The 19,038-nt window shown below is 63.7% G+C and carries 20 protein-coding genes; 10 read left to right on the top strand and 10 right to left on the bottom strand.

The features are described from left to right. Nucleotides 1-9 precede the first annotated feature (9 nt). A complete protein-coding gene (gene argB / locus A11A3_RS09070; protein ID WP_008928991.1) occupies nucleotides 10-909 on the top strand; it encodes an acetylglutamate kinase in 900 nt (299 codons plus the stop codon). A 50-nt stretch (nucleotides 910-959) separates the two neighbouring features. After that, complete coding sequence (gene slmA / locus A11A3_RS09065) at nucleotides 960-1,544, top strand: nucleoid occlusion factor SlmA (RefSeq protein ID WP_008928990.1); 585 nt, start codon at nucleotides 960-962, stop codon at nucleotides 1,542-1,544. A gap of 19 nt (nucleotides 1,545-1,563) precedes the next feature. On the opposite strand, the gene A11A3_RS09060 is transcribed toward slmA, so the two are convergent. The 3 genes from A11A3_RS09060 to rph are packed head-to-tail and all read right to left on the bottom strand — an operon-like array spanning nucleotide 1,564 to nucleotide 3,600. Beyond that, nucleotides 1,564-2,208: a hypothetical protein gene (locus A11A3_RS09060; protein WP_008928989.1), complete on the bottom strand. Its 645-nt coding sequence runs from the start codon at nucleotides 2,206-2,208 to the stop codon at nucleotides 1,564-1,566. A 2-nt stretch (nucleotides 2,209-2,210) separates the two neighbouring features. Beyond that, nucleotides 2,211-2,873 carry an orotate phosphoribosyltransferase gene (pyrE, locus tag A11A3_RS09055; RefSeq protein WP_008928988.1) on the bottom strand — a complete coding sequence of 221 codons (663 nt, stop codon included), beginning with the start codon at nucleotides 2,871-2,873 and terminating at the stop codon, nucleotides 2,211-2,213. A gap of 10 nt (nucleotides 2,874-2,883) precedes the next feature. Then, the gene (gene rph / locus A11A3_RS09050; protein ID WP_008928987.1) at nucleotides 2,884-3,600 is read right to left on the bottom strand and encodes a ribonuclease PH; all 717 of its coding nucleotides are present in this window, start codon (nucleotides 3,598-3,600) and stop codon (nucleotides 2,884-2,886) included. 143 nt (nucleotides 3,601-3,743) lie between these two features. On the opposite strand from rph, the gene A11A3_RS09045 reads away from it, so the two are divergent. Then, nucleotides 3,744-4,607 carry a YicC/YloC family endoribonuclease gene (locus tag A11A3_RS09045; RefSeq protein ID WP_008928986.1) on the top strand — a complete coding sequence of 288 codons (864 nt, stop codon included), beginning with the start codon at nucleotides 3,744-3,746 and terminating at the stop codon, nucleotides 4,605-4,607. A gap of 37 nt (nucleotides 4,608-4,644) precedes the next feature. Here the strand turns inward: A11A3_RS09045 and A11A3_RS09040 are convergent, their stop codons facing one another. The 3 genes from A11A3_RS09040 to ilvD form a co-directional block, all read right to left on the bottom strand. Then, on the bottom strand, nucleotides 4,645-5,103 hold the full coding sequence (locus A11A3_RS09040) for a hypothetical protein (RefSeq protein WP_008928985.1): 459 nt from the start codon (nucleotides 5,101-5,103) through the stop codon (nucleotides 4,645-4,647). A 119-nt stretch (nucleotides 5,104-5,222) separates the two neighbouring features. Beyond that, nucleotides 5,223-6,212 carry a N(2)-acetyl-L-2,4-diaminobutanoate deacetylase DoeB gene (gene doeB, locus A11A3_RS09035; RefSeq protein WP_008928984.1) on the bottom strand — a complete coding sequence of 330 codons (990 nt, stop codon included), beginning with the start codon at nucleotides 6,210-6,212 and terminating at the stop codon, nucleotides 5,223-5,225. Between the two features lie 112 nt (nucleotides 6,213-6,324). Further along, nucleotides 6,325-8,022, bottom strand: coding sequence for a dihydroxy-acid dehydratase (ilvD, locus tag A11A3_RS09030; protein WP_008928983.1), 1,698 nt, complete (start codon nucleotides 8,020-8,022; stop codon nucleotides 6,325-6,327). A gap of 109 nt (nucleotides 8,023-8,131) precedes the next feature. Here ilvD and gmk point away from each other — a divergent pair, with 109 nt between their 5' ends. The 5 genes from gmk to A11A3_RS09005 all read left to right on the top strand — a co-directional run bounded on the left by gmk (nucleotide 8,132) and on the right by A11A3_RS09005 (nucleotide 12,464). Continuing rightward, nucleotides 8,132-8,755 carry a guanylate kinase gene (gmk, locus tag A11A3_RS09025; protein WP_008928982.1) on the top strand — a complete coding sequence of 208 codons (624 nt, stop codon included), beginning with the start codon at nucleotides 8,132-8,134 and terminating at the stop codon, nucleotides 8,753-8,755. A 195-nt stretch (nucleotides 8,756-8,950) separates the two neighbouring features. Further along, nucleotides 8,951-9,214 carry a DNA-directed RNA polymerase subunit omega gene (gene rpoZ / locus A11A3_RS09020; RefSeq protein ID WP_008928981.1) on the top strand — a complete coding sequence of 88 codons (264 nt, stop codon included), beginning with the start codon at nucleotides 8,951-8,953 and terminating at the stop codon, nucleotides 9,212-9,214. A 171-nt stretch (nucleotides 9,215-9,385) separates the two neighbouring features. After that, nucleotides 9,386-11,497 (top strand): bifunctional GTP diphosphokinase/guanosine-3',5'-bis pyrophosphate 3'-pyrophosphohydrolase, encoded by a 2,112-nt coding sequence (gene spoT, locus A11A3_RS09015; RefSeq protein WP_008928980.1) that lies wholly within the window; start codon nucleotides 9,386-9,388, stop codon nucleotides 11,495-11,497. Between the two features lie 200 nt (nucleotides 11,498-11,697). Then, nucleotides 11,698-12,084, top strand: coding sequence for a deaminase RidA (gene ridA / locus A11A3_RS09010; RefSeq protein ID WP_008928979.1), 387 nt, complete (start codon nucleotides 11,698-11,700; stop codon nucleotides 12,082-12,084). Between the two features lie 143 nt (nucleotides 12,085-12,227). Further along, the gene (locus A11A3_RS09005) at nucleotides 12,228-12,464 is read left to right on the top strand and encodes a DUF2789 domain-containing protein (protein ID WP_008928978.1); all 237 of its coding nucleotides are present in this window, start codon (nucleotides 12,228-12,230) and stop codon (nucleotides 12,462-12,464) included. Between the two features lie 12 nt (nucleotides 12,465-12,476). Here A11A3_RS09005 and A11A3_RS09000 read toward each other — a convergent pair whose 3' ends face one another. The 4 genes from A11A3_RS09000 to A11A3_RS08985 form a co-directional block, all read right to left on the bottom strand. Beyond that, nucleotides 12,477-13,055: a TVP38/TMEM64 family protein gene (locus A11A3_RS09000; RefSeq protein WP_008928977.1), complete on the bottom strand. Its 579-nt coding sequence runs from the start codon at nucleotides 13,053-13,055 to the stop codon at nucleotides 12,477-12,479. 89 nt (nucleotides 13,056-13,144) lie between these two features. After that, nucleotides 13,145-14,251, bottom strand: a complete 1,107-nt coding sequence (locus A11A3_RS08995; RefSeq protein WP_008928976.1) for a 5-(carboxyamino)imidazole ribonucleotide synthase — start codon at nucleotides 14,249-14,251, stop codon at nucleotides 13,145-13,147. A gap of 42 nt (nucleotides 14,252-14,293) precedes the next feature. Continuing rightward, nucleotides 14,294-14,785 (bottom strand): 5-(carboxyamino)imidazole ribonucleotide mutase, encoded by a 492-nt coding sequence (gene purE / locus A11A3_RS08990; RefSeq protein ID WP_008928975.1) that lies wholly within the window; start codon nucleotides 14,783-14,785, stop codon nucleotides 14,294-14,296. Between the two features lie 192 nt (nucleotides 14,786-14,977). Beyond that, entirely contained in the window at nucleotides 14,978-15,826 is an 849-nt protein-coding gene (locus A11A3_RS08985) for an NAD-dependent epimerase/dehydratase family protein (protein ID WP_008928974.1), read from the bottom strand. A gap of 204 nt (nucleotides 15,827-16,030) precedes the next feature. On the opposite strand from A11A3_RS08985, the gene A11A3_RS08980 reads away from it, so the two are divergent. Together A11A3_RS08980 and recG are read left to right on the top strand one after the other, a co-directional pair. Next, on the top strand, nucleotides 16,031-16,933 hold the full coding sequence (locus A11A3_RS08980; RefSeq protein ID WP_008928973.1) for a hydrogen peroxide-inducible genes activator: 903 nt from the start codon (nucleotides 16,031-16,033) through the stop codon (nucleotides 16,931-16,933). A gap of 9 nt (nucleotides 16,934-16,942) precedes the next feature. Next, nucleotides 16,943-19,021 (top strand): ATP-dependent DNA helicase RecG, encoded by a 2,079-nt coding sequence (gene recG / locus A11A3_RS08975; protein ID WP_008928972.1) that lies wholly within the window; start codon nucleotides 16,943-16,945, stop codon nucleotides 19,019-19,021. The last annotated feature ends 17 nt before the right edge of the window (nucleotides 19,022-19,038 follow it).

The following is a 19,038-nucleotide window of genomic DNA, read 5'->3' as shown; positions in this document are numbered from 1 at the left end:
TGACAACCGATGGACGCCAACAGCGCACATGACACCGCCCGGATTCTAATCGAAGCCCTGCCCTATATTCAGCGCTTCGCGGGCTCCACCGTGGTGATCAAATACGGCGGCAATGCCATGGAAAACGAGGAGCTGAAAAACAGCTTCGCGCGCGATGTGGTGATGATGAAACAAGTGGGCATCCACCCGGTCATCGTCCATGGTGGCGGGCCGCAGATCGGCGACCTGCTGCAACGCCTGGGCAAGGAATCGAAATTCGTGCAGGGCATGCGCGTCACCGACCGGGAAACCATGGACGTGGTGCAGATGGTGCTGGGCGGCCTGGTCAACAAGGACATCGTCAACCTGATCCAGCACAACGGCGGCCAGGCCATCGGTCTGACCGGCAAGGACGGCCGGCTGATTCGCGCCCGCAAGATGCGGCTCCGGGCCAGCGATGAGGAAAGCCCCGAGCTACAGGCCTCGGAAATCATCGATATCGGCCATGTGGGCGAAGTCCAGGGCATCGATACCAAAATCATCGACCTGCTGGGCGGCAGTGACTTCATTCCGGTGATTGCCCCCATCGGCGTGGATGACGACGGTGTCAGCTACAACATCAATGCCGACCTGGTGGCCGGCAAGGTGGCCGAAGTGCTGCGCGCGGAAAAGCTCATCCTGCTGACCAATGTGGCCGGCCTCAAGGACAAGAGCGGCAAGGTGCTCACCGGCCTGAGCGCCGAGCGCGTCAACGCCCTGATCAAGGACGGCACCATCTTCGGCGGCATGCTGCCCAAGATCGGCTGCGCCCTGGAGGCGGTACAGAACGGCGTGCACAGCGCCCATATCATCGATGGCCGGGTTTCCCATGCGGTCTTGCTGGAAATTCTTACCGACCGCGGCATCGGCACCCTGATCACCAAAAACTAAAAACAGGGCACCCACAGGGTGCCCACCATTGGCTACGGGAACGACAAGGCATGACCGACAACAAACCCTCGCGCAAGGAGCAGATTCTGCAAGCGCTGGCCCACATGCTGGAGGCTGAGCCCGGCGGGCGCATCACCACCGCCGGCCTGGCCCGGGAAGTGGGGGTCTCGGAAGCGGCGCTCTATCGCCACTTCCCCAGCAAGGCGAAAATGTTCGAAGGGCTGATCAACTTCATTGAGGACGCCATCTTCTCGCGCATCAACCGCATTACCGAGGAAGGCACCGCCTCCGCCCAGGCGGAACAGATCCTGACACTGATGCTGGCCTTCACCGAACGCAACCCGGGCATTACCCGCCTGCTAACCGGCGACGCCCTGACCGGCGAGAACGAACGCCTGCACCAGCGTATCCAGCAGTTTTACGATCGGGTGGAAAGCCAGCTCAAACAGGTACTGCGCGATGCGGAATTCAAGGAAGGCCTGCGCACCCAGGCCAGCCCGACGATTACCGCCAACCTGCTACTGGCCGTGGTGGAAGGGCGTATCGCCCAGTTTGTGCGCTCCGGGTTCAAGCAACGCCCGGGGCAGGACTGGCAGGAACAGTGGCAGCTGATCGAGCCGACCCTGTTTCGCTAGGCCAGGACAACGGCGGCGGTCAGGACTGGCCGTCGTGTTGGTCCGCCAGCACCTTGAGCCGATCAATGATCGGCGCGTATTCCTTGCCGACCCGGTCAATATCATCCTGGTACTCGTTGATTTCTTCCCGCGTGCGCTCAATCTGACGCTCAAAGCGGTGGATGGCGTCCTGGGTGGTCTCCGGCACATCACGACCGGCGCGCTCATTACGCGCGGCGATGGCGACCTCGTCATCGCGCTTCTTCTCCAGCTGGGCCAGCGTATTCTCCGCGTAGCTGATCTTCAGCTTGAGCGCCTGCACCTTGCGATCCCGGGCCCGCACCGCATCCTCCGGCCCGGCATAGAGCCGTTGCAGTTCCTCGTCCTGCTCGTGCTGACGACGCAGGGAACGCATCTTTTCCATACGCGCCTGGCGCTGGGCCTCGGTCTCATAGGGCGCCGCCTCCACCTCGTCCAGTACCCGCCCCTGCTCATCAAGCAGTTCATAGCCGTTGTAGATGGCCCCGTCACTGAGGGTCCGCTCCATGTGCACCACGCCATCCGGCGTGGTGTAACGGAAATACGCCCCGTCAGGAATTCTGTCATCCGCCCGGGAACCGGGCTTCTGTGCCAGCACCAACCCCGGTAACAGCAGGACCAGCACCGCCAACACTGCTTTGTTCATTGTTATTCTACTCCATAGCGCTCCCGGTACCGGCGCATGCCTTCCAGCGCCTGGTCCCCATCATCCTGCTCCCGGAGCCACTCGATAATATCCGCCATGGTGACGATACTGCCCACCGGCACCCCCAGACTACGTTCGACCTCCTGAATGGCCGACAGCCCTTTACCAGTGGCAGAGGGCTCCTTGGCACATTCCTGTCGATCCAGCGCCACCATCACACCGGCCATGCGCGCTTCGGTATTATCGAATAGCGCAGCTACCTCGCGGATCGCCGTGCCGGCGGTTATGACATCATCGATGACCAGTACGCGCCCCTGCAGCGGCGCGCCCACCAGCCAGCCCCCTTCGCCATGGTCTTTCGCTTCCTTGCGATTGAACGCCCAGGGCATATCACGGCCATGATGCTCGGCCAGCGCCACCGCCACGGCGGCAACCAGGGGAATGCCCTTGTAGGCCGGCCCGAACAGCATATCGAACTGCTGGCCGGACGCCACGATGGCGTCCGCATAATAGCGGCCAAGACGGGCCAGGGCTTCACCGGTGTGAAAGGTGCCGGCATTGAAAAAATAAGGGCTGACGCGCCCGGACTTGAGCGAGAACTCACCGAACTTGAGCGCCTCGCGCTCCTGGGCAAACCGCAAAAAGTGCTTCTTGTAGTTCTTCATGATGCCGTCCTTACCAGCCCAGGGCTTCCTGCTGCTTGCGGATGATCTCGCCAATGCCGCCTTCCGCCAGGCCCAGCAGGGCATCGGACTGCTCACGGGTGAACGGCGCGCCCTCCGCGGAGCCCTGAATCTCGATGAAGCCACCGTGCTGGGTCATCACCACGTTCATGTCGGTGCCGGCGTTGGAATCCTCGGCATAGTCCAGATCCAGCACCGGCTGGTCCTTGTACATGCCCACGGACACCGAGCCCACCAGGCCATTGAGCGGGTCTTCCTTGATGCGGCCCTTCTCCAGCAGATGGGTGAAGGCATCCACCAACGCCACACAGGCACCGGAAATGGAGGCGGTACGGGTGCCGCCATCGGCCTGCAGCACGTCGCAATCCAGGTAAATGGTCTGCTCGCCGAGCTTCTTCATGTCCACCGCCGCACGCAGGGAGCGGCCGATCAGACGCTGGATCTCCAGGGTCCGCCCGCCCTGCTTGCCGCGGGAGGCTTCACGACCGGAACGGGTGTGGGTGGACCGGGGCAGCATGCCGTACTCGGCGGTAATCCAGCCCTGGCCCTTGCCCTTGAGAAAGCGCGGCACGCCCTCTTCCACGGAGGCAGTGCACAGCACCTTGGTATCGCCAAAGGCCACCAGCACGCTGCCCTCGGCGTGGACGGTATAGTTGCGGGTAAAGCTGATATCCCGCAGTTGATCGGGGGCTCGGCCGGATGGACGCATGAAAACTCCTTGCTGCTGATCGCGTAAAAGGGCCGCCATTGTAGCAAAGGCAGGCCCGGGTCTGCGCGTTTCCTGCGCCACGGATGAAAATCCTGCCGGCAGCCCCTACACTAGGCGCCTCTAGACCAAGCCGAGGTTCCACCATGATTCGCAGTATGACGGCCTTTGCCCGGACCGATCGCCACCTGGAGGGCTACAGCCTGGCCTGGGAAATCAAATCCGTGAACCACCGCTACCTGGAAGTGAGCCCGCGCCTGCCGGAGTCCGTGCGCGCCCTGGAAAACGCCGTGCGTGAACGCTGCCGCCAGGCCCTGGCGCGCGGCAAGGTGGAAGTCACCTTGCGCCTGCAGCAAGACAACGCCGATGCCGCCCTGGAGCTCAACGAAGAACTGGTCAAACAGCTGTCCGACGTCTCCCGCCGCGTGGGCGACCTGGTGCAACATCCCGGCCAGGTCAACCCGATGGAAATCCTGCGCTACCCGGGCGTACTCAGCACCCGTGAACTGGATGCCGAACAACTGCACAGCGAGGCCCTCAGCCTGCTGGATGAAACGCTCACCGCCCTGCTCGACACCCGCGCCCGGGAAGGCGAACAACTGGGCAAGCTGATTGAAGATCGGCTGGATGGCATCACCGACCAGGTGGCCATCGTGCGCAGCGCCCTGCCACGCATCAAGGACGCCCTGCGCGAGCGCCTGCGCAATCGCGTCAAGGACGTGCTGGACACCCCGGACCCGGATCGTCTGGAGCAGGAGCTGGTGTTGCTGGCCCAGAAGATGGACGTGGACGAGGAGCTGGACCGCCTGGCAACCCACGTCACCGAGGTACGCCGCATCCTCAAGAAAGGGGGCCATATCGGCCGGCGCCTGGACTTCCTGATGCAGGAACTCAACCGCGAAGCCAATACCCTGGCCAGCAAGTCGGTGGACAGCGAAACCACCGCCGCCGCGGTAGAACTAAAGGTGCTGATCGAGCAGATGCGCGAACAGATCCAGAATATCGAATAACCCACCCGCCCCGCGTCATCCGCGCGGGGCCACCGGCCTACAAGTCATCCAGCCGCTGGGCATCCCGGGCCATGCGCATGGCCTCGTGTTCTTCCAGGGACAACAGGGCATCCAGCTCCTCGCGCACGGTTTCCACGTGCGCCCGGCCCGCCAGATAGCGATACAGCCGGATCAGCACTTCGTGCATTTCCAGCACGTACGCCAGCAGGCTGTTGGTGTCGGCGGTGTGGCCGTCCAGGCTACAGGTCATTTTCATGGCCTCCGGGTTCGCCTGAACGTAATCATAGAACCAGGTATTGAGGGTGCCGCGACCGGCATCCGCTTCAGAGGCCTTGAGCACCGCATCCAGGCGGCGCTCGTGATCACTGATGTAGGCCATCAGCATGCGCACCCGCTCGCGGCTTTCTTCCTGCCAGCCCCGCTCCATGCACTCTGCCAGTTGGCGATGTACCTCACGGGACCAGTGAATCACATCCGCGATTGTCTCCACATTCACAGTGCCTTCCTCCCTGTTCCTGTCAATCCTGGGCGTCTTACCCCATCGACATCATGGGCAGTATCCGTGCATGTCCAACGGGCAGCCATGACCTGCATCATGAAATGGCCGCCCCATGGCTAGCGTGGCACCGCCAGCACCGCGAAGGTATCACCGATACTGACCCGGGCCGGGTGCCGGCGGCCCAGCAGGATGCCGTCGCAGGGGGACCGGTAAATATGCGGCGCTTCGCCGGTGCGCACCATGCTGTGCACACGGGCGATTTCCTGGCCGGCCTTGACGCTGTCACCCAGGGCCACGGCAAACTCCAGCAGGCCGTCATGCTCACTGACACGGTAGTAATCACTGTGCGGGATTTCCAGCGCCTGTGACACGACCGCCACCGGCTCACCGGGAAGAATGCCGGCAAACCGCAGTACGTTGTCCACGCCGCGTTCGGCCAGCGCCACACTCTGTGGCGTGGTGGTGCCGCCGCCACGCAGCTCGGTGCTGATAAATACCTTGCCCTGGCCCTCCACCACGGAATCGAACAGCACATTGCCTTCCAGCTCCGCCATAAACAGGGTGTAAGGCGCGCCGAAGGCGGTGGCGCCGGCCAGGCAACGGGCCTCGAACGCCCGGTCGGTCATGCGATGGGTGGCGGCGAAGGGCAGCAGATCAAGAGTGCGGCCGCCGGAGTGCATGTCCAGCACCACATCGCTGATCGGCACCAGGTAACGGGTAAAGTAGTCGGCGATCTTTTCGGTGAGCGTGCCCGCCGGGTTGCCTGGGAAACAGCGATTGAGATTGCCGCCATCCAGCGGTGAAGTGCGGCTGCCGTTGAGGGCCGCCGGGTGGTTCATCATCGGCACCACAATCACCCGCCCGGTGATGTCATCCGCCTGTAGACGGTTGGCCAGCTTCAGTAGCGCCGTGGTGCCTTCATACTCATCGCCATGGTTGCCGCCGGTGAGCAGGGCCGTGGGCCCGTCGCCATGGCGAATCACCGTGATGGGAATCATTACATTGCCCCAGGCCGAATCATCATGGGAATGGGGCAGTTTGAGAAAGCCGTGCTGAACGCCATCACGGTCAAAATCCACGCTGGCGCTGATGGGGCTGTCCTGCATAAAAGGGTATCGAGTCCAGTTGAACGTTGGGGGGGCGCATTCGCGCCCCGGTGCTATCGCTATCATGCGCGCCTTGTCGGCGGTACGAACAGCGGAATTTGCAGCCTGGCCGCTACCGGGGCGATTCAGTCTCATCGGTCACTGCCCCCTCACTGGCCGGCCCCACCAGGCGGGCATATTTGGCCAGCACCCCGCGGGTATAGCGGGGCGGGGGTTGCTGCCAGCGGGCCCGGCGGCGATCCAGCTCGTCGTCGGACAGGTCCACGGAAATAGTGTTGGCTTCGGCGTCGATGGTGATCATGTCGCCGTTTTCCAGCAGCGCCAGCGGGCCACCGTCGAAAGCTTCCGGGGTCACATGCCCGACCACGAAACCGTGACTGCCTCCCGAGAAGCGCCCGTCGGTGATCAACGCGACCTCATTACCCAAGCCACGCCCCATGATGGCCGAGGTCGGTGTCAGCATTTCCCGCATGCCCGGCCCACCGCGTGGCCCTTCGTAGCGAATCACCACCACATCCCCGGCCACCACGGTGCCGTCATTGATGCGTGCCTGGGCCTCTTCCTCGGAACCGAACACCCGGGCCGAGCCGGTAAAGTGGGTGCCCTCCTTGCCGGTGATCTTGGCCACGGCGCCGCCCGGCGCCAGGTTACCGTAGAGGATGCGCAGATGGCTGTCCGCCTTCAGCGGCGCATCCAGCGGCGCGATAATGTCCTGCCCAACGGGGTAAGGAGCCACCCCGGTCAGGTTCTCCGCCAGGGTGCGGCCGGTGACCGTGAGGCAGTCACCGTGCAGCAGGCCCGCATCCAGCAGAATCTTCATCAACGGCTGGATACCGCCAATGGCCACCAGCTCGCTCATCATGTACTTGCCACTGGGACGCAGATCCGCCAGCACCGGCACGCGCTTGCCAATGTCGGTGAAATCCTGCAATGACAGCGGCACGCCCACGGTCCGAGCCATGGCCAGCAGATGCAGCACCGCATTGGTAGAGCCGCCCAGGGCGATCACCACGGTGATGGCGTTCTCGAAGGCCTGGCGGGTCATGATGTCGGACGGCTTGATGTCCTGTTCCAGCAGGTTAAGCACTGCTGCACCGGCGCGCACGCAATCGTCGCGTTTGTCCCGGGACACGGCATTCTGCGCCGAGCTGCCCGGCAGGCTCATGCCCAGAGCCTCGATGGCGGACGCCATGGTGTTGGCGGTGTACATGCCGCCACAGGAACCCGGCCCGGGAATGGCGGTTTCTTCGATCTGCTTGAGTTCGATCAGGTCCATGTCGCCGCGGGAGTGGGCGCCCATGGCCTCGAACACGGACACGATATCGGTGTGCCCCTTGCCGGGCATGATGGTGCCGCCATAGACAAAGAGGCTGGGACGATTGAGTCGCGCCAGGCCGATCAGACAGCCGGGCATGTTCTTGTCGCAGCCACCAATGGCCACCAGGCCATCAAACCCCTCGCAGCCGGCCACCGTCTCGATGGAATCGGCAATCACCTCCCGGGACACCAGCGAATACTTCATCCCTTCGGTGCCATTGGCGATGCCGTCGGAGATGGTAATGGTATTGAACACCACCCCCTTGCCGCCGGCGCCGTCGGCCCCTTCACAGGCGCGCTCCGCCAGCTCACCGATGTGGCTGTTGCAGGGCGTCACCTGACTCCAGGTGGAGGCAATGCCCACCTGGGGCTTTTGAAAATCCTCATCGGTAAAGCCCACCGCCCGCAACATGGCCCGGCTGGCGGATTTGCCCGGGCCGTCCACCACTTTGGATGAATGGCGGCGGCGTGAATTATCCTGGCTGTCGGTCATGATTCCTCCTCTGTCAGCGGCGGCGCATATGACGTCCCGGACCCTTTGCCTCTATAATGCGCGCTTTACCATCGGCATCTCCACCCGCTCGAACAGGACACCCTTTCCTATGGCCGACAAAGGCACCCTCTACATCATTTCCGCCCCGTCCGGTGCCGGCAAGACCAGCCTGGTGGCCGCGCTGGTCGAGGCCGTGGAACGGGTACGCATCTCCATTTCCCACACCACCCGGGCCATGCGCCCCGGCGAAGAGGAAGGCGTCAACTACCACTTCATCGGCCGTGATGAATTCGTGCGGCAGGTGGAAAAGGGCCGTTTTCTGGAGCATGCCGAGGTATTCGGTAACCTCTATGGTACCAGTGCCGACTGGGTGGCCCAGACCCTGCGCGGCGGTGACGACGTGATTCTGGAAATCGACTGGCAGGGCGCCGCCCAGATCCGCAAACAACTACCCGAGGCGGTCAGCATCTTTATCCTGCCACCGTCACTGGAGGTACTGGCAGACCGCCTGCGCGGCCGTGAAACCGACGACGAAACCGTGATCCAGCAGCGCCTGGACGGCGCCCAGGAAGAAATGAGCCACTATGGCGAGTTCGATTACCTGGTGGTCAACGACAACTTCCAGCGCGCCCTGCATGAGCTCAGCGCCATCGTCGAGGCCCGCCGGCTGGTCACTGCCCGCCAGTCTGCCCGGCTGGCCGGCGTGCTGGCGAATCTGCTCGCCAAGCACTGAACACACACGCCCGCAGGGCGGAAATGGGCATTAGCCCATCTCCGCCAGTACCGTATCCGAGCGGCGGCGCCCCGCAGGATTTCTGCCCTGCGGGCAGTTGGCCGCTGGACTGGTCAGCGATTCGCCAGTAAAATCGCTCCCCTTGCGAATTTTGGGCGTGGCCCTTGCGGCGACGCCACCCTGTAGGAGAACAGCATGGCCCGAGTTACCGTAGAAGATTGTCTGGAAAAGCTGGATAACCGTTTTGAGCTGGTACTGGTCGCCGGCAAGCGCGCCCGTCAGCTGCAAACCGGCGGTAAGGAGCCGCGTGTGGCCTGGGAAAACGACAAGCCCACCGTGGTCGCCCTGCGCGAAATCGCCGAAGGCCATGTGACCGCCGAGTCCGTGGACAACCCGGTGGCCGACCGCAGTGCCGACGTGGATGAGCTGGCCCTGCTGACCCAGTCCTTCGGCGAATAAGCGCCCGGCTGTTGCGCAGCGAGGCCGCCCGGCCTCGCTGATCTGATTTTTCCCTGCCTTTTCAAGCGTTCAGCGCGCTTGCCCGTCATTCTTGTCATAGACAAAACCTGCGGCCAAATCTAAGCTAAAGCTAACGTAACCGCTATTCGCCCCGGGGCGTGACGAGGACTTTTGCCCACCATCCATAACCTGGAAAAACGGCTTCGCAGTTATCTGGACGACGAACAGATCGCCCAGGTCGTTCGCGCGTACCGGTTTGCCGAGCAGGCCCACGAGGGGCAATACCGTCGCACCGGCGACCCTTACATCACCCACCCGCTGGCCGTCGCCAATATCCTCACCGACATGCACATGGACCATGCCTCCCTGATGGCCGCCATGCTGCACGATGTGATCGAGGATACCGGCATCACCAAGGAACAGCTGGCCACCGAGTTCAGTGAGGAAGTGGCCGAGCTGGTGGACGGCGTCTCCAAGATCGCCCAGATCAAGTTCGAGTCCAAGGCCGAGCAGCAGGCGGAAAACCTGCGCAAGATGATGCTGGCCATGACCCGGGACATCCGCGTCATCCTGATCAAGCTCGCCGACCGCCTGCACAACATGCGCACCCTGCATGTGATGCGCGCAGAAAAGCGCCGCCGCATCGCCACCGAAACCCTGGAACTGTACGCCCCCATCGCCTTCCGGCTGGGCATGTACAACATGCGGGTGGAATACGAGGACCTGGCCTTCCACGCCATCTATCCCATGCGCGCCCGGCTAATCGGCCAGGCGGTGAAGAAGGCCCGGGGCAACCGCAAGGAAATCCTCACCACCATCAAGACCAGCCTGGAACATTGCCTGGAAGAGGAAGGCATCGAGGCGCGGGTGTTGGGGCGCGAGAAACACCTGTACAGCATCTATACCAAGATGAAGGAGCAGCACAAACCGTTCTCCGACATCATGGATGTGTTCGGCTTTCGTATCATCGTCGACCGGGTGGACACCTGCTACCGGGTACTGGGCGCGGTGCATAACTACTTCACACCGATCCCCAACCGCTTCAAGGACTACATCGCCATTCCCAAGGCCAACGGCTACCAGTCGCTGCACACCACCCTCAAGGCGCGCTCCGGCATTCCCCTGGAAATGCAGATCCGCACCGAGGAAATGGAGGCCATGGCCAACAACGGCATCGCCGCCCACTGGCTCTACAAGGCCGACGACGAACCCGGCTCGCCCACCCACAGTCGCACCCAGAGCTGGATGCAACGGCTGCTGGAGCTGCAGCAGAAAGCCGGCAACTCCATGGAGTTCATCGAGAACGTCAAGGTGGACCTGTTCCCGGACGAGGCCTATGTGTTCACCCCCAAGGGCGACATCAAGGAGCTGCCGGTGGGCGCCACGCCGGTGGATTTCGCCTACGCGGTGCATACCAAGGTGGGCAACAAGTGCGTGGCCGCGCGCATCGATGGCAAGCTGGCGGCACTGTCCACGCCGCTGGAATCCGGCCAGACGGTGAAGATCATCACCGCGCCCAGCGCCACTCCCAACCCGGCCTGGCTCAACTTCGTGGTCACCGGCAAGGCGCGCTCCAACATCCGCCACTTCCTCAAGCAGCAGCGCCGCGAGGACGCGGTGGAACTGGGCGAACGGCTACTGGAAAAGGCCCTGCATGCCTACGAAGTGGGCATGGACGAGCTGCCCATTGAACGGGTGGTAAGCGAACTGGCCGGCAACGGTTACGCCCAACTGGATGACCTGCTGGAAGACATCGGCATGGGTAACCGCCTGGCCCCGCTGGTGGCACGCAAGCTGGCCGGCGCCCGCGAGGATGACGAGCGCTCCCACGAAGACGATCGCCGCCCGCTGGCGATCCGCGGCAGTGAGGGCCTGATGGTCAGCTATGCCAAGTGCTGCCACCCGCTACCCGGTGACACCATCATCGGCCACCTGAGCGCCGGGCGCGGCATCGTGGTGCACCGCGACACCTGCAAGAACCTGCTGGCGGAAATGCGTAACGCGCCGGAGAAGTGCATCGCCCTGAGCTGGGACAAACAGGTGGAGCAGGAATTCACCGCCGCCCTGCGCATCGAGATGATCAACAAACGCGGCGTGCTGGCCACCCTGGCCAACAGCGTCTCGGAGCTGGGCTCCAACATCGACACCATCGACATGGCCGAGAAAGATCCGACCCTGACCACCCTCAATGTCACCATGTCGGTACGCGACCGTATCCAGCTGGCCCGCATCATCAAGAAACTGCGCACCCTGGACAGCATCGTTCGCATTCATCGGCTGTAATTCGTGCCGAGCCCAGTGTAGGAGCGTGCTAGCACGCGAACCCGGATCATTCGCTTGCAAGCAAGCTCCCACAAGTCGCATACAGCGTGCCCTGTGCCCCACTGCAATGTTGCGTGAGACCAGGCACCGTGCCAGCATAGCCGCTTCCCTGTTTTCGCCTGTCGGCCCGGTGGCCGGCAGCACAACCAAAGAACCGAACCATGTCCAACCATTCCGTAATCAGCACCGACAAGGCGCCCCAGGCGATCGGCACCTACTCCCAGGCCATCAAGGCCGGCTCCGTGGTTTATCTGTCCGGCCAGATCCCGCTGGTGCCGGCCACCATGGAACTGGTGGACGGTGACATGGAAGCCCAGATCGAGCAGGTATTCAGTAATCTGACTGCGGTTTGCGAAGCCGCCGGCGGCAGCCTGCAGGATATCGTCAAACTGAACATCTTCCTCACCGACCTGAGCCACTTCACGCTGGTCAACGAAGTGATGGCACGTCACTTCAAGCAACCCTACCCGGCCCGGGCCGCCATCGGCGTGGCCGCCCTGCCCAAGGGCGCCGGCGTGGAAATGGACGGCATCATGGATATTGCCTGATTGATCAGGCAGCCCGAACGCCCGCCTACGGCGGGCGTTTTTGTTTTACCGGCAGGCTGACAGACCCGTCATAAAAGCGCACCATGATCACGAGGGCGACAGGAACGCCGCCCGGCCTTTTCTCGAACTCTCGGGAGAGCGACATGGATACCGCCACCCACGACCTCAACAGCCTGTTTTCCCAACTCGGCCTGGCCAGTAACGATCAGGCCATCGAAGATTTCATCCACGACCATGCCGGCCAGCTGGAGGCCAGTATGCACCTGCATCAGGCGCCGTTCTGGAACGATTCCCAGGCACGATTTCTGGCCGAAGCCATTCGTGAGGATGCGCAATGGGCGGAAGCGGTGGATTCGCTCAGCGCCCTGTTGCGCCATTGAGCAGAGGCGCGATCAGAGCAGGTGCATGACCCGGGCAATGCGGTCGAAGAACAGGCAGTAAAGCAGCAGCGGCAGCGGCAGGCCGACCAGGGTGCCAATCATGTATTCGCGCAGCCGCACGCCGGTCAGCGCCAGGGTGTAATTGAGCGCCGGCATGGTCTGGAACAGCAGGCGAAGCAGCGCCACGCTGCGCACCGGGTGACTGTCCAGGCGATCGAGGATACGGCGGGCCAGGGGCTTGTCGATCTGTTCCAGTGCCTGGCCCCCGAGCCCCCGCACCACCACAAAGGTCACCAGGCACGACAGGCAGGCGGCCACGTAGGTAACCAGCCCGCCCTCCACGGTACCCAGCGCCAGAATCGCTGCGGCCAGGAAGATCCAGCCGGGCAGCTGTACCAGGTTACCGAGCATGAAGATGACGATGAAGATCAGCACCCCGGACACCGGGTTGTGCTGTAATAGATCACGCAGGAAGGCTAGCGACAGCTGCTCGCGCAGACCGGTCACCTCCATCACCAGTGCCAGCAACACCAGCATGGCCAGCACCAGCAACAGGCGTTTATAGCGGCTGACAAAGCTGGATATGGACACCCTGATACCCCCACAGAGGCTGATTATGTCATGGCGGCTTTGTGCCAACCTGTCGGCGATGGCCGTTGTCGCAAGCCACCCGGACCGGCTCAGCCCAGCGCCAGCTCCGAATCCAGAATCGCCTGATAACCCTCGGGCAGCACATCCGCCCAGGCATCCAGCGCCGCACGCAGGCCATCCAGCGACTCGGCCACCAGGTTGGCGTGGCCGAGCTTGCGCCCCGGCCGCACGCTCTTGCCATACCAGTGCACCACACCCGGGTGTTGCAGCCAGGCGTTTTCGAAGGGCGTACCGATCAGGTTCACCATGGCCGTGGCGCCGTGAACATTGAGTGCATGCAGGGGGACGCCGGCCAGGGCATGGACATGCAGGTCGAACTGGGACCAGTCCGCCCCTTCGTGGGTCCAGTGGCCGGAGTTGTGGACTCGCGGGGCAATCTCGTTGACCACCAGTTCACCATCCACTTCGAAGAACTCCACCGCCATCACGCCGGCGTAGTCCAGCTCTTCCATGATCCGTTGCAGCATCTGCTCGGCGGGCTTTTGCAGGTCGGCGCTGGCATTGGCCGGCGCCAGGCTCAGGCGCAGGATGCCGTCCACGTGCCAGTTGCGGGTGAGCGGGTAGAACAGGGTCTCGCCGCTGATGCTGCGCGCGCCGACGATGGACAGCTCACGGCGGAAGGGAATCTTTTTCTCGACGATGGCCTTGCCGGCCAGTTCGGCGGCGGGTACGGCGCCAAGATCACCGCCCTCGCCAACAATCCAGGTGCCACGGCCGTCATAGCCGCCGCTACGCGCCTTGACCACCACACCGCCGAACTTTTCCACGGCGGCGTTCAGATCTTCTACCGCGTCCAGAGTCATCCACGGTGCGGTGGGAATGCCAAGCTTGTCGAGCATGGATTTCTGGGTGAAGCGGTCGGGGATCACTTCCAGTGCGCCGCGGGCCACGCAGCGATTACTTTTTGCCAGCTCGGCGGACAGACCGGCTTCCGGAAAGGCCTCGCGCTCCACGGTGATCACCGGGTAGCGTTCCTGGCACTCTTCCCAGCTGATCGGCACCGCCAGGTCCGAGGTACCCGGCAGCAGCAGAGCCCGCTCCGGGTCGTAGCGGTCCACCACCAGCCCCAGCCGCGCCGCGGCTTCCGCCATCATCAGGCCGAGCTGGCCACCACCGAGAACGAGTACGCGATTCATAGCAGATCCGTCAGTCAAACAGAAAAGAACCGGCGCCGGGGACTAGCCCTGGCCCAGCTCCGCATTGGCCAGCACGTCTTCGGCGCGTGACGCCTTCCAGTCGGCAATTTTCTTGAGTTGGTCCGGGTTGCCGGCGGCCAGCATCTGCGCCGCCAGCAGGCCCGCGTTCCAGGCACCGGCTGCACCGATGGCCAGGGTGCCCACGGCCACGCCCTTGGGCATCTGCACGATGGACAGCAGGCTGTCCCACCCGGACAGGGTGCGGCTTTTCACCGGCACACCCAGCACCGGCAGCGGCGTCAGCGAGGCAATCATGCCCGGCAGGTGGGCGGCACCGCCGGCACCGGCGATGATCACCCGGTAGCCGTTTTCATGGGCACTTTTGGCGAAGTCGTACATGCGCTGGGGGGTGCGATGGGCAGACACCACCTCGGCCTTCCAGCCCACATTGAACTGGGTCAGGGCGTCACAGGCTTCTTTCATGGTCTCCCAGTCGGACTGGGACCCCATCACCACGGCAACCGGTGTGCTCATTCGCTTCACTCCATTGCGCCCACCACGGGCATTCGCGGGCACCGGCCCGCCACAGACAAATTTGAGGCGCACACTTTACTAATGCAGACGCTGGAGGCAAGCCCAACGGCGAAAAAATAACCAGCGGTTACAGGGCGGCCCGACAGATGGGGGATTTTAGCCGATTTTTCCCCGCCCGCGCCCCTGCGGCAATCAACCTGCGGGCGCCGATCCCCGGCGAGCCGCCAGCACCCGGGCGTAGCCGTCCCGATAGCCGGGGTACTGAAGGGTGTAATGCCCCTGACGAATATACTGGCTGCGGATACGTTTGCCCGCCGGCGCCTGATCCGGCACCGCCAGCTCCAGGCCCTGCTGCCTGGCCAGCCACTGCAGTACATCCAGATTGCGCCCGCCCTCGTTGTCCGTGCCCACCACCAGCGGCGGCATCTCTTCACCGGCCAGCCAGCCGTCGGCCACGCGCTTCAACAGGCCGACACAGTCATCCCGGTGAATGCGATTGGTCCACTGGGCCGCCGGCAGGGCTTCCTCGCCCCTCGCCAGGCGAGCGGCCTTGTCGATCTGGCGGTGACGACCGGCACCGTAGATGCCGGAAAAGCGCACCACCGTAGCCAGCGTACGGGTGCTCAACTCCTGCTCCGCCGCGAGCAGCACCTTGCCGTTGTAGCGCTGTGGCGAGGGCGGGGTCAGCTCGTCCACGTCGCCCTCCTGCTCACCGAACACTGCGGTGCTGGAGACAAACACCAGCGGCGGCAATGGCTGCTGCGCGGCCAGACTGTCCAGCAGTGTCAGCGGTGCCCGCAGATAGGCCTTCAGGTAACCTTCCTCACTGTACTCGGAGGGCGTCATGATAATGACCAGCAGGTCCACCGGGTCCGGCGGTAGCAGGGCCGCACCTTCGGTAAGGTCCTGGCTGTACAGCTCCACCCCGGCGGGCGCCTGCTGGCCGCGCCGAATAGCGCTGACCCGGTGCCCGTCAGCCAGCAACTGTTCGGCCAGGCCGGATCCCAGGTCGCCCAGGCCGGCAATCAAGATGTGAGACATTTGAAAACCAATGAATAGTTAATAATGAATAATTAATAACGAAAACCGGCCAGCACAACCCACTCAAAAGCGCGGCCTCGGACGATGAACCTAACACCGTGCTCACTTAACTATTAACTATTCATTATTAATTAATGACCCCTCTGGCATCACCCCCTACAGAGGTGCACAATGCGGAGACCATCGGTTTAACGTATCAACGCCATGACATTAACAGAACTTCGCTATCTGGTCGCCCTGGCCCGTGAACGCCACTTTGGCCATGCCGCCCAGGCCTGCAATGTCAGCCAGCCCACCCTCAGTGCGGCCATCAAGAAGCTGGAAGACCAGCTGGGCATGCCGCTGTTCGAGCGCCGCCCCCGGGAAGTGGTGGTCACACCCCAGGCCGAACCCATTGTTGCCCAGGCCCAGCGGGTACTGGAACAGGCCGACCTGCTCGCGCAAATGGCCATGAGCCAGCGCGACCAGCTGGGCTCGCCACTGCGGGTCGGCGCCATATTTACCGTGGCCCCCTACCTGTTCCCGGTAATGGTGCCGCGGGTGCGCCAGGCGGCACCGGACATGCCCCTGTTTATCGAAGAAAACTACACCCATGTGCTGCGCCGCAAGCTGGAGCACGGTGAGCTGGATGCCATCATCGTCGCCCTGCCGTTCTCGGGCGGCGGCCTGGTGCGGGCGCGTATGTACGAGGAGTCCTTCTCGGTACTGCTGCCCAAGGGCCACCCCTGGAGCGAACAGACGCACATCGCCCCGGAACAGATGCTGGACGAAACCCTGCTACTGCTGGGTGAAGGCCACTGCTTCCGTGATCAGGTACTGGAGCTGTGCCCGGCCATCGACTCCCAGCGCCAGAAGAACCTGGTGCAGATCGAGGGCGGCTCGCTGGAAACCCTGCGCCATATGGTGGCCTCAGGGCTGGGCGTGACGGTACTGCCGGACTCGGCGCTCTACCAGCACGGTTACGACAAGGACACCTTTGCGGTGCGCCCGTTCAAGGCGCCGGTGCCGACACGCAGCATTGCCCTGGTGTGGCGTGACAGCTTCCCGCGGCCCAAGGCCATCGAGGTGCTGCGCCAGGCGGTGCCCCGCGAAGGGCTGGCGGCCTGATCCGCATCCATGTCGCTGTCGGACATCGCCATCACCCGTCTCAAGGGCGTCGGCCCGGCGGCGGCGGACAAACTCGCCCGGCTCGGCCTGCATAATCTGGAAGACGTGCTCTTCCACCTGCCGTTCCGTTACGAAGACCGTACCCGCATCACCCCCATCGGCAGCCTGCGCCCGGAAACCGGCGTGGTCATCGAAGGCGAGGTGATGGCGGCAGACGTGGTGTTCGGCCGGCGCCGCTCGCTGCTGTGCAAGGTGGCCGATGGCACCGGCATGGTCACCCTGCGCTTCTATCATTTCAGCGCCGCCCAGAAGAACAATCTGGAACGGGGTCGCCGCATTCGCGTCTATGGCGAGCCACGCCCGGGCGCCGCCGGGCTGGAGTTCTATCACCCCGAATACCAGGTTGGCACCAGCTTGCCGCCACTGGAAAAGGCGCTAACCCCGGTCTACCCGACCACCGACGGCGTCAGCCAGAAGACCCTGCGCAACCTCACCGGCCAGGCGCTGCATTACCTCAACAGCCACCCGCCCCAGGAGCTGATCCCCGGCCAGCTGCTGGACCAGAGCGGCCTGCCCAGCCTGGCGCAGGCTCTCAGCAAGCTGCACAATCCGCGCCCGGATGATCCGGTGAGCATGCTGCTGGACGGCCAGCATCCGGCGGTGCAACGGCTGGTGATGGAAGAAATGGTCGCCCACCAGCTCGGCATGCTGCAAAAGCGCGCCGGCCAGAAAGCCCTGCTGGCGCCCCGCCTGCAAGCGGACGGCCTGTTCCAGGCACTTACCGATAACCTGCCCTTTGCCCTCACCGGCGCCCAGCAGCGGGTGATCGGCGAGCTGCTGGCGGACATGGGCCAGCCGCACCCCATGCTGCGGCTGGTGCAGGGCGATGTGGGCTCGGGCAAGACCCTGGTGGCCGCCGCCGCCGCCCTGGCGGCCATCGAATCCGGCTACCAGGTGGCGCTGATGGCGCCCACCGAGCTGCTCGCCGAGCAGCACCGCGACAACTTCCGCCAGTGGCTGACACCGCTGGGCATCGAGGTGCACTGGTTGGCCGGCAGCCTGGGGGTGAAGGCGCGACGGGAAACCAACGCGGCGCTGGCCGAGGGTCGCGCGCAGATCGTGGTCGGCACCCATGCCCTGTTCCAGGATGCGGTGCAATTCCATCGTCTGGGGCTGACCATCATTGATGAACAACACCGTTTCGGCGTGCAACAACGTCTGGCCCTGCGTGAAAAGGGCCGCTTCGACACAAGCCGGGGGGTACAGGTCCCGCATCAGCTGGTGCTCACCGCCACACCGATTCCGCGCACCCTGGCCATGAGTGTCTACGGCGATCTGGATACCTCGGTGATCGACGAGATGCCGCCGGGGCGCAAACCCATCGACACCCTGGTACTGCCGGAGGGGCGCCGCCCCCAGGTGATCGAACGCATCAACGATGCCTGCCGGGGCGGCACCCAAGCCTACTGGGTCTGCACACTGATCGAGGAATCGGAGGAACTGCAGGCGCAGGCCGCCGAAGCCGCCTTTGAAGAACTGCAGGCCGCATTACCGGACTTGAAGGTGGAGCTGGTGCATGGCCGCATGAAGGCCAGGGAAAAGGCTGAACGCATGGCGCGCTTTTCCCGTGGCGAGGCCCAATTGCTGGTGGCCACCACCGTGATCGAGGTGGGCGTGGATGTGCCCAATGCCACCCTGATGGTGATGGAAAACGCCGAACGGCTGGGGCTGGCCCAGCTGCACCAGCTGCGTGGCCGGGTAGGCCGGGGCGGCGAACAGAGTTATTGCCTGCTGCTCTACAAACACCCGCTGTCACAGACCGGCAAGCGCCGGCTGGCGGTGATGCGCGATACCACCGACGGCTTCGTGATTGCCGAGGAAGACCTGAAATTGCGCGGCCCCGGCGAGTGGCTCGGCACCCGCCAGACCGGTGACCTGGCGTTCCGTATCGCCGACCTGATGCGCGACGAGGCACTCATGGAGCCAGCCCGCCATGTGGCCGACGACCTGCTGCGACAGTACCCCGCCCTGGTGGAGCCGTTATTGCGCCGCTGGCTCAAGGGCGGCGAACACTACGCCGATATCTAGGGAGCCTCTGAAAAAAC

The organism is Alcanivorax hongdengensis A-11-3 (assembly GCF_000300995.1).
Classification (GTDB): Bacteria; Pseudomonadota; Gammaproteobacteria; order Pseudomonadales; family Alcanivoracaceae; genus Alcanivorax; species Alcanivorax hongdengensis.
The sequence above is the reverse complement of the archived record's forward strand: the minus strand, read 5'-3'. Positions and strand labels throughout refer to the sequence as shown.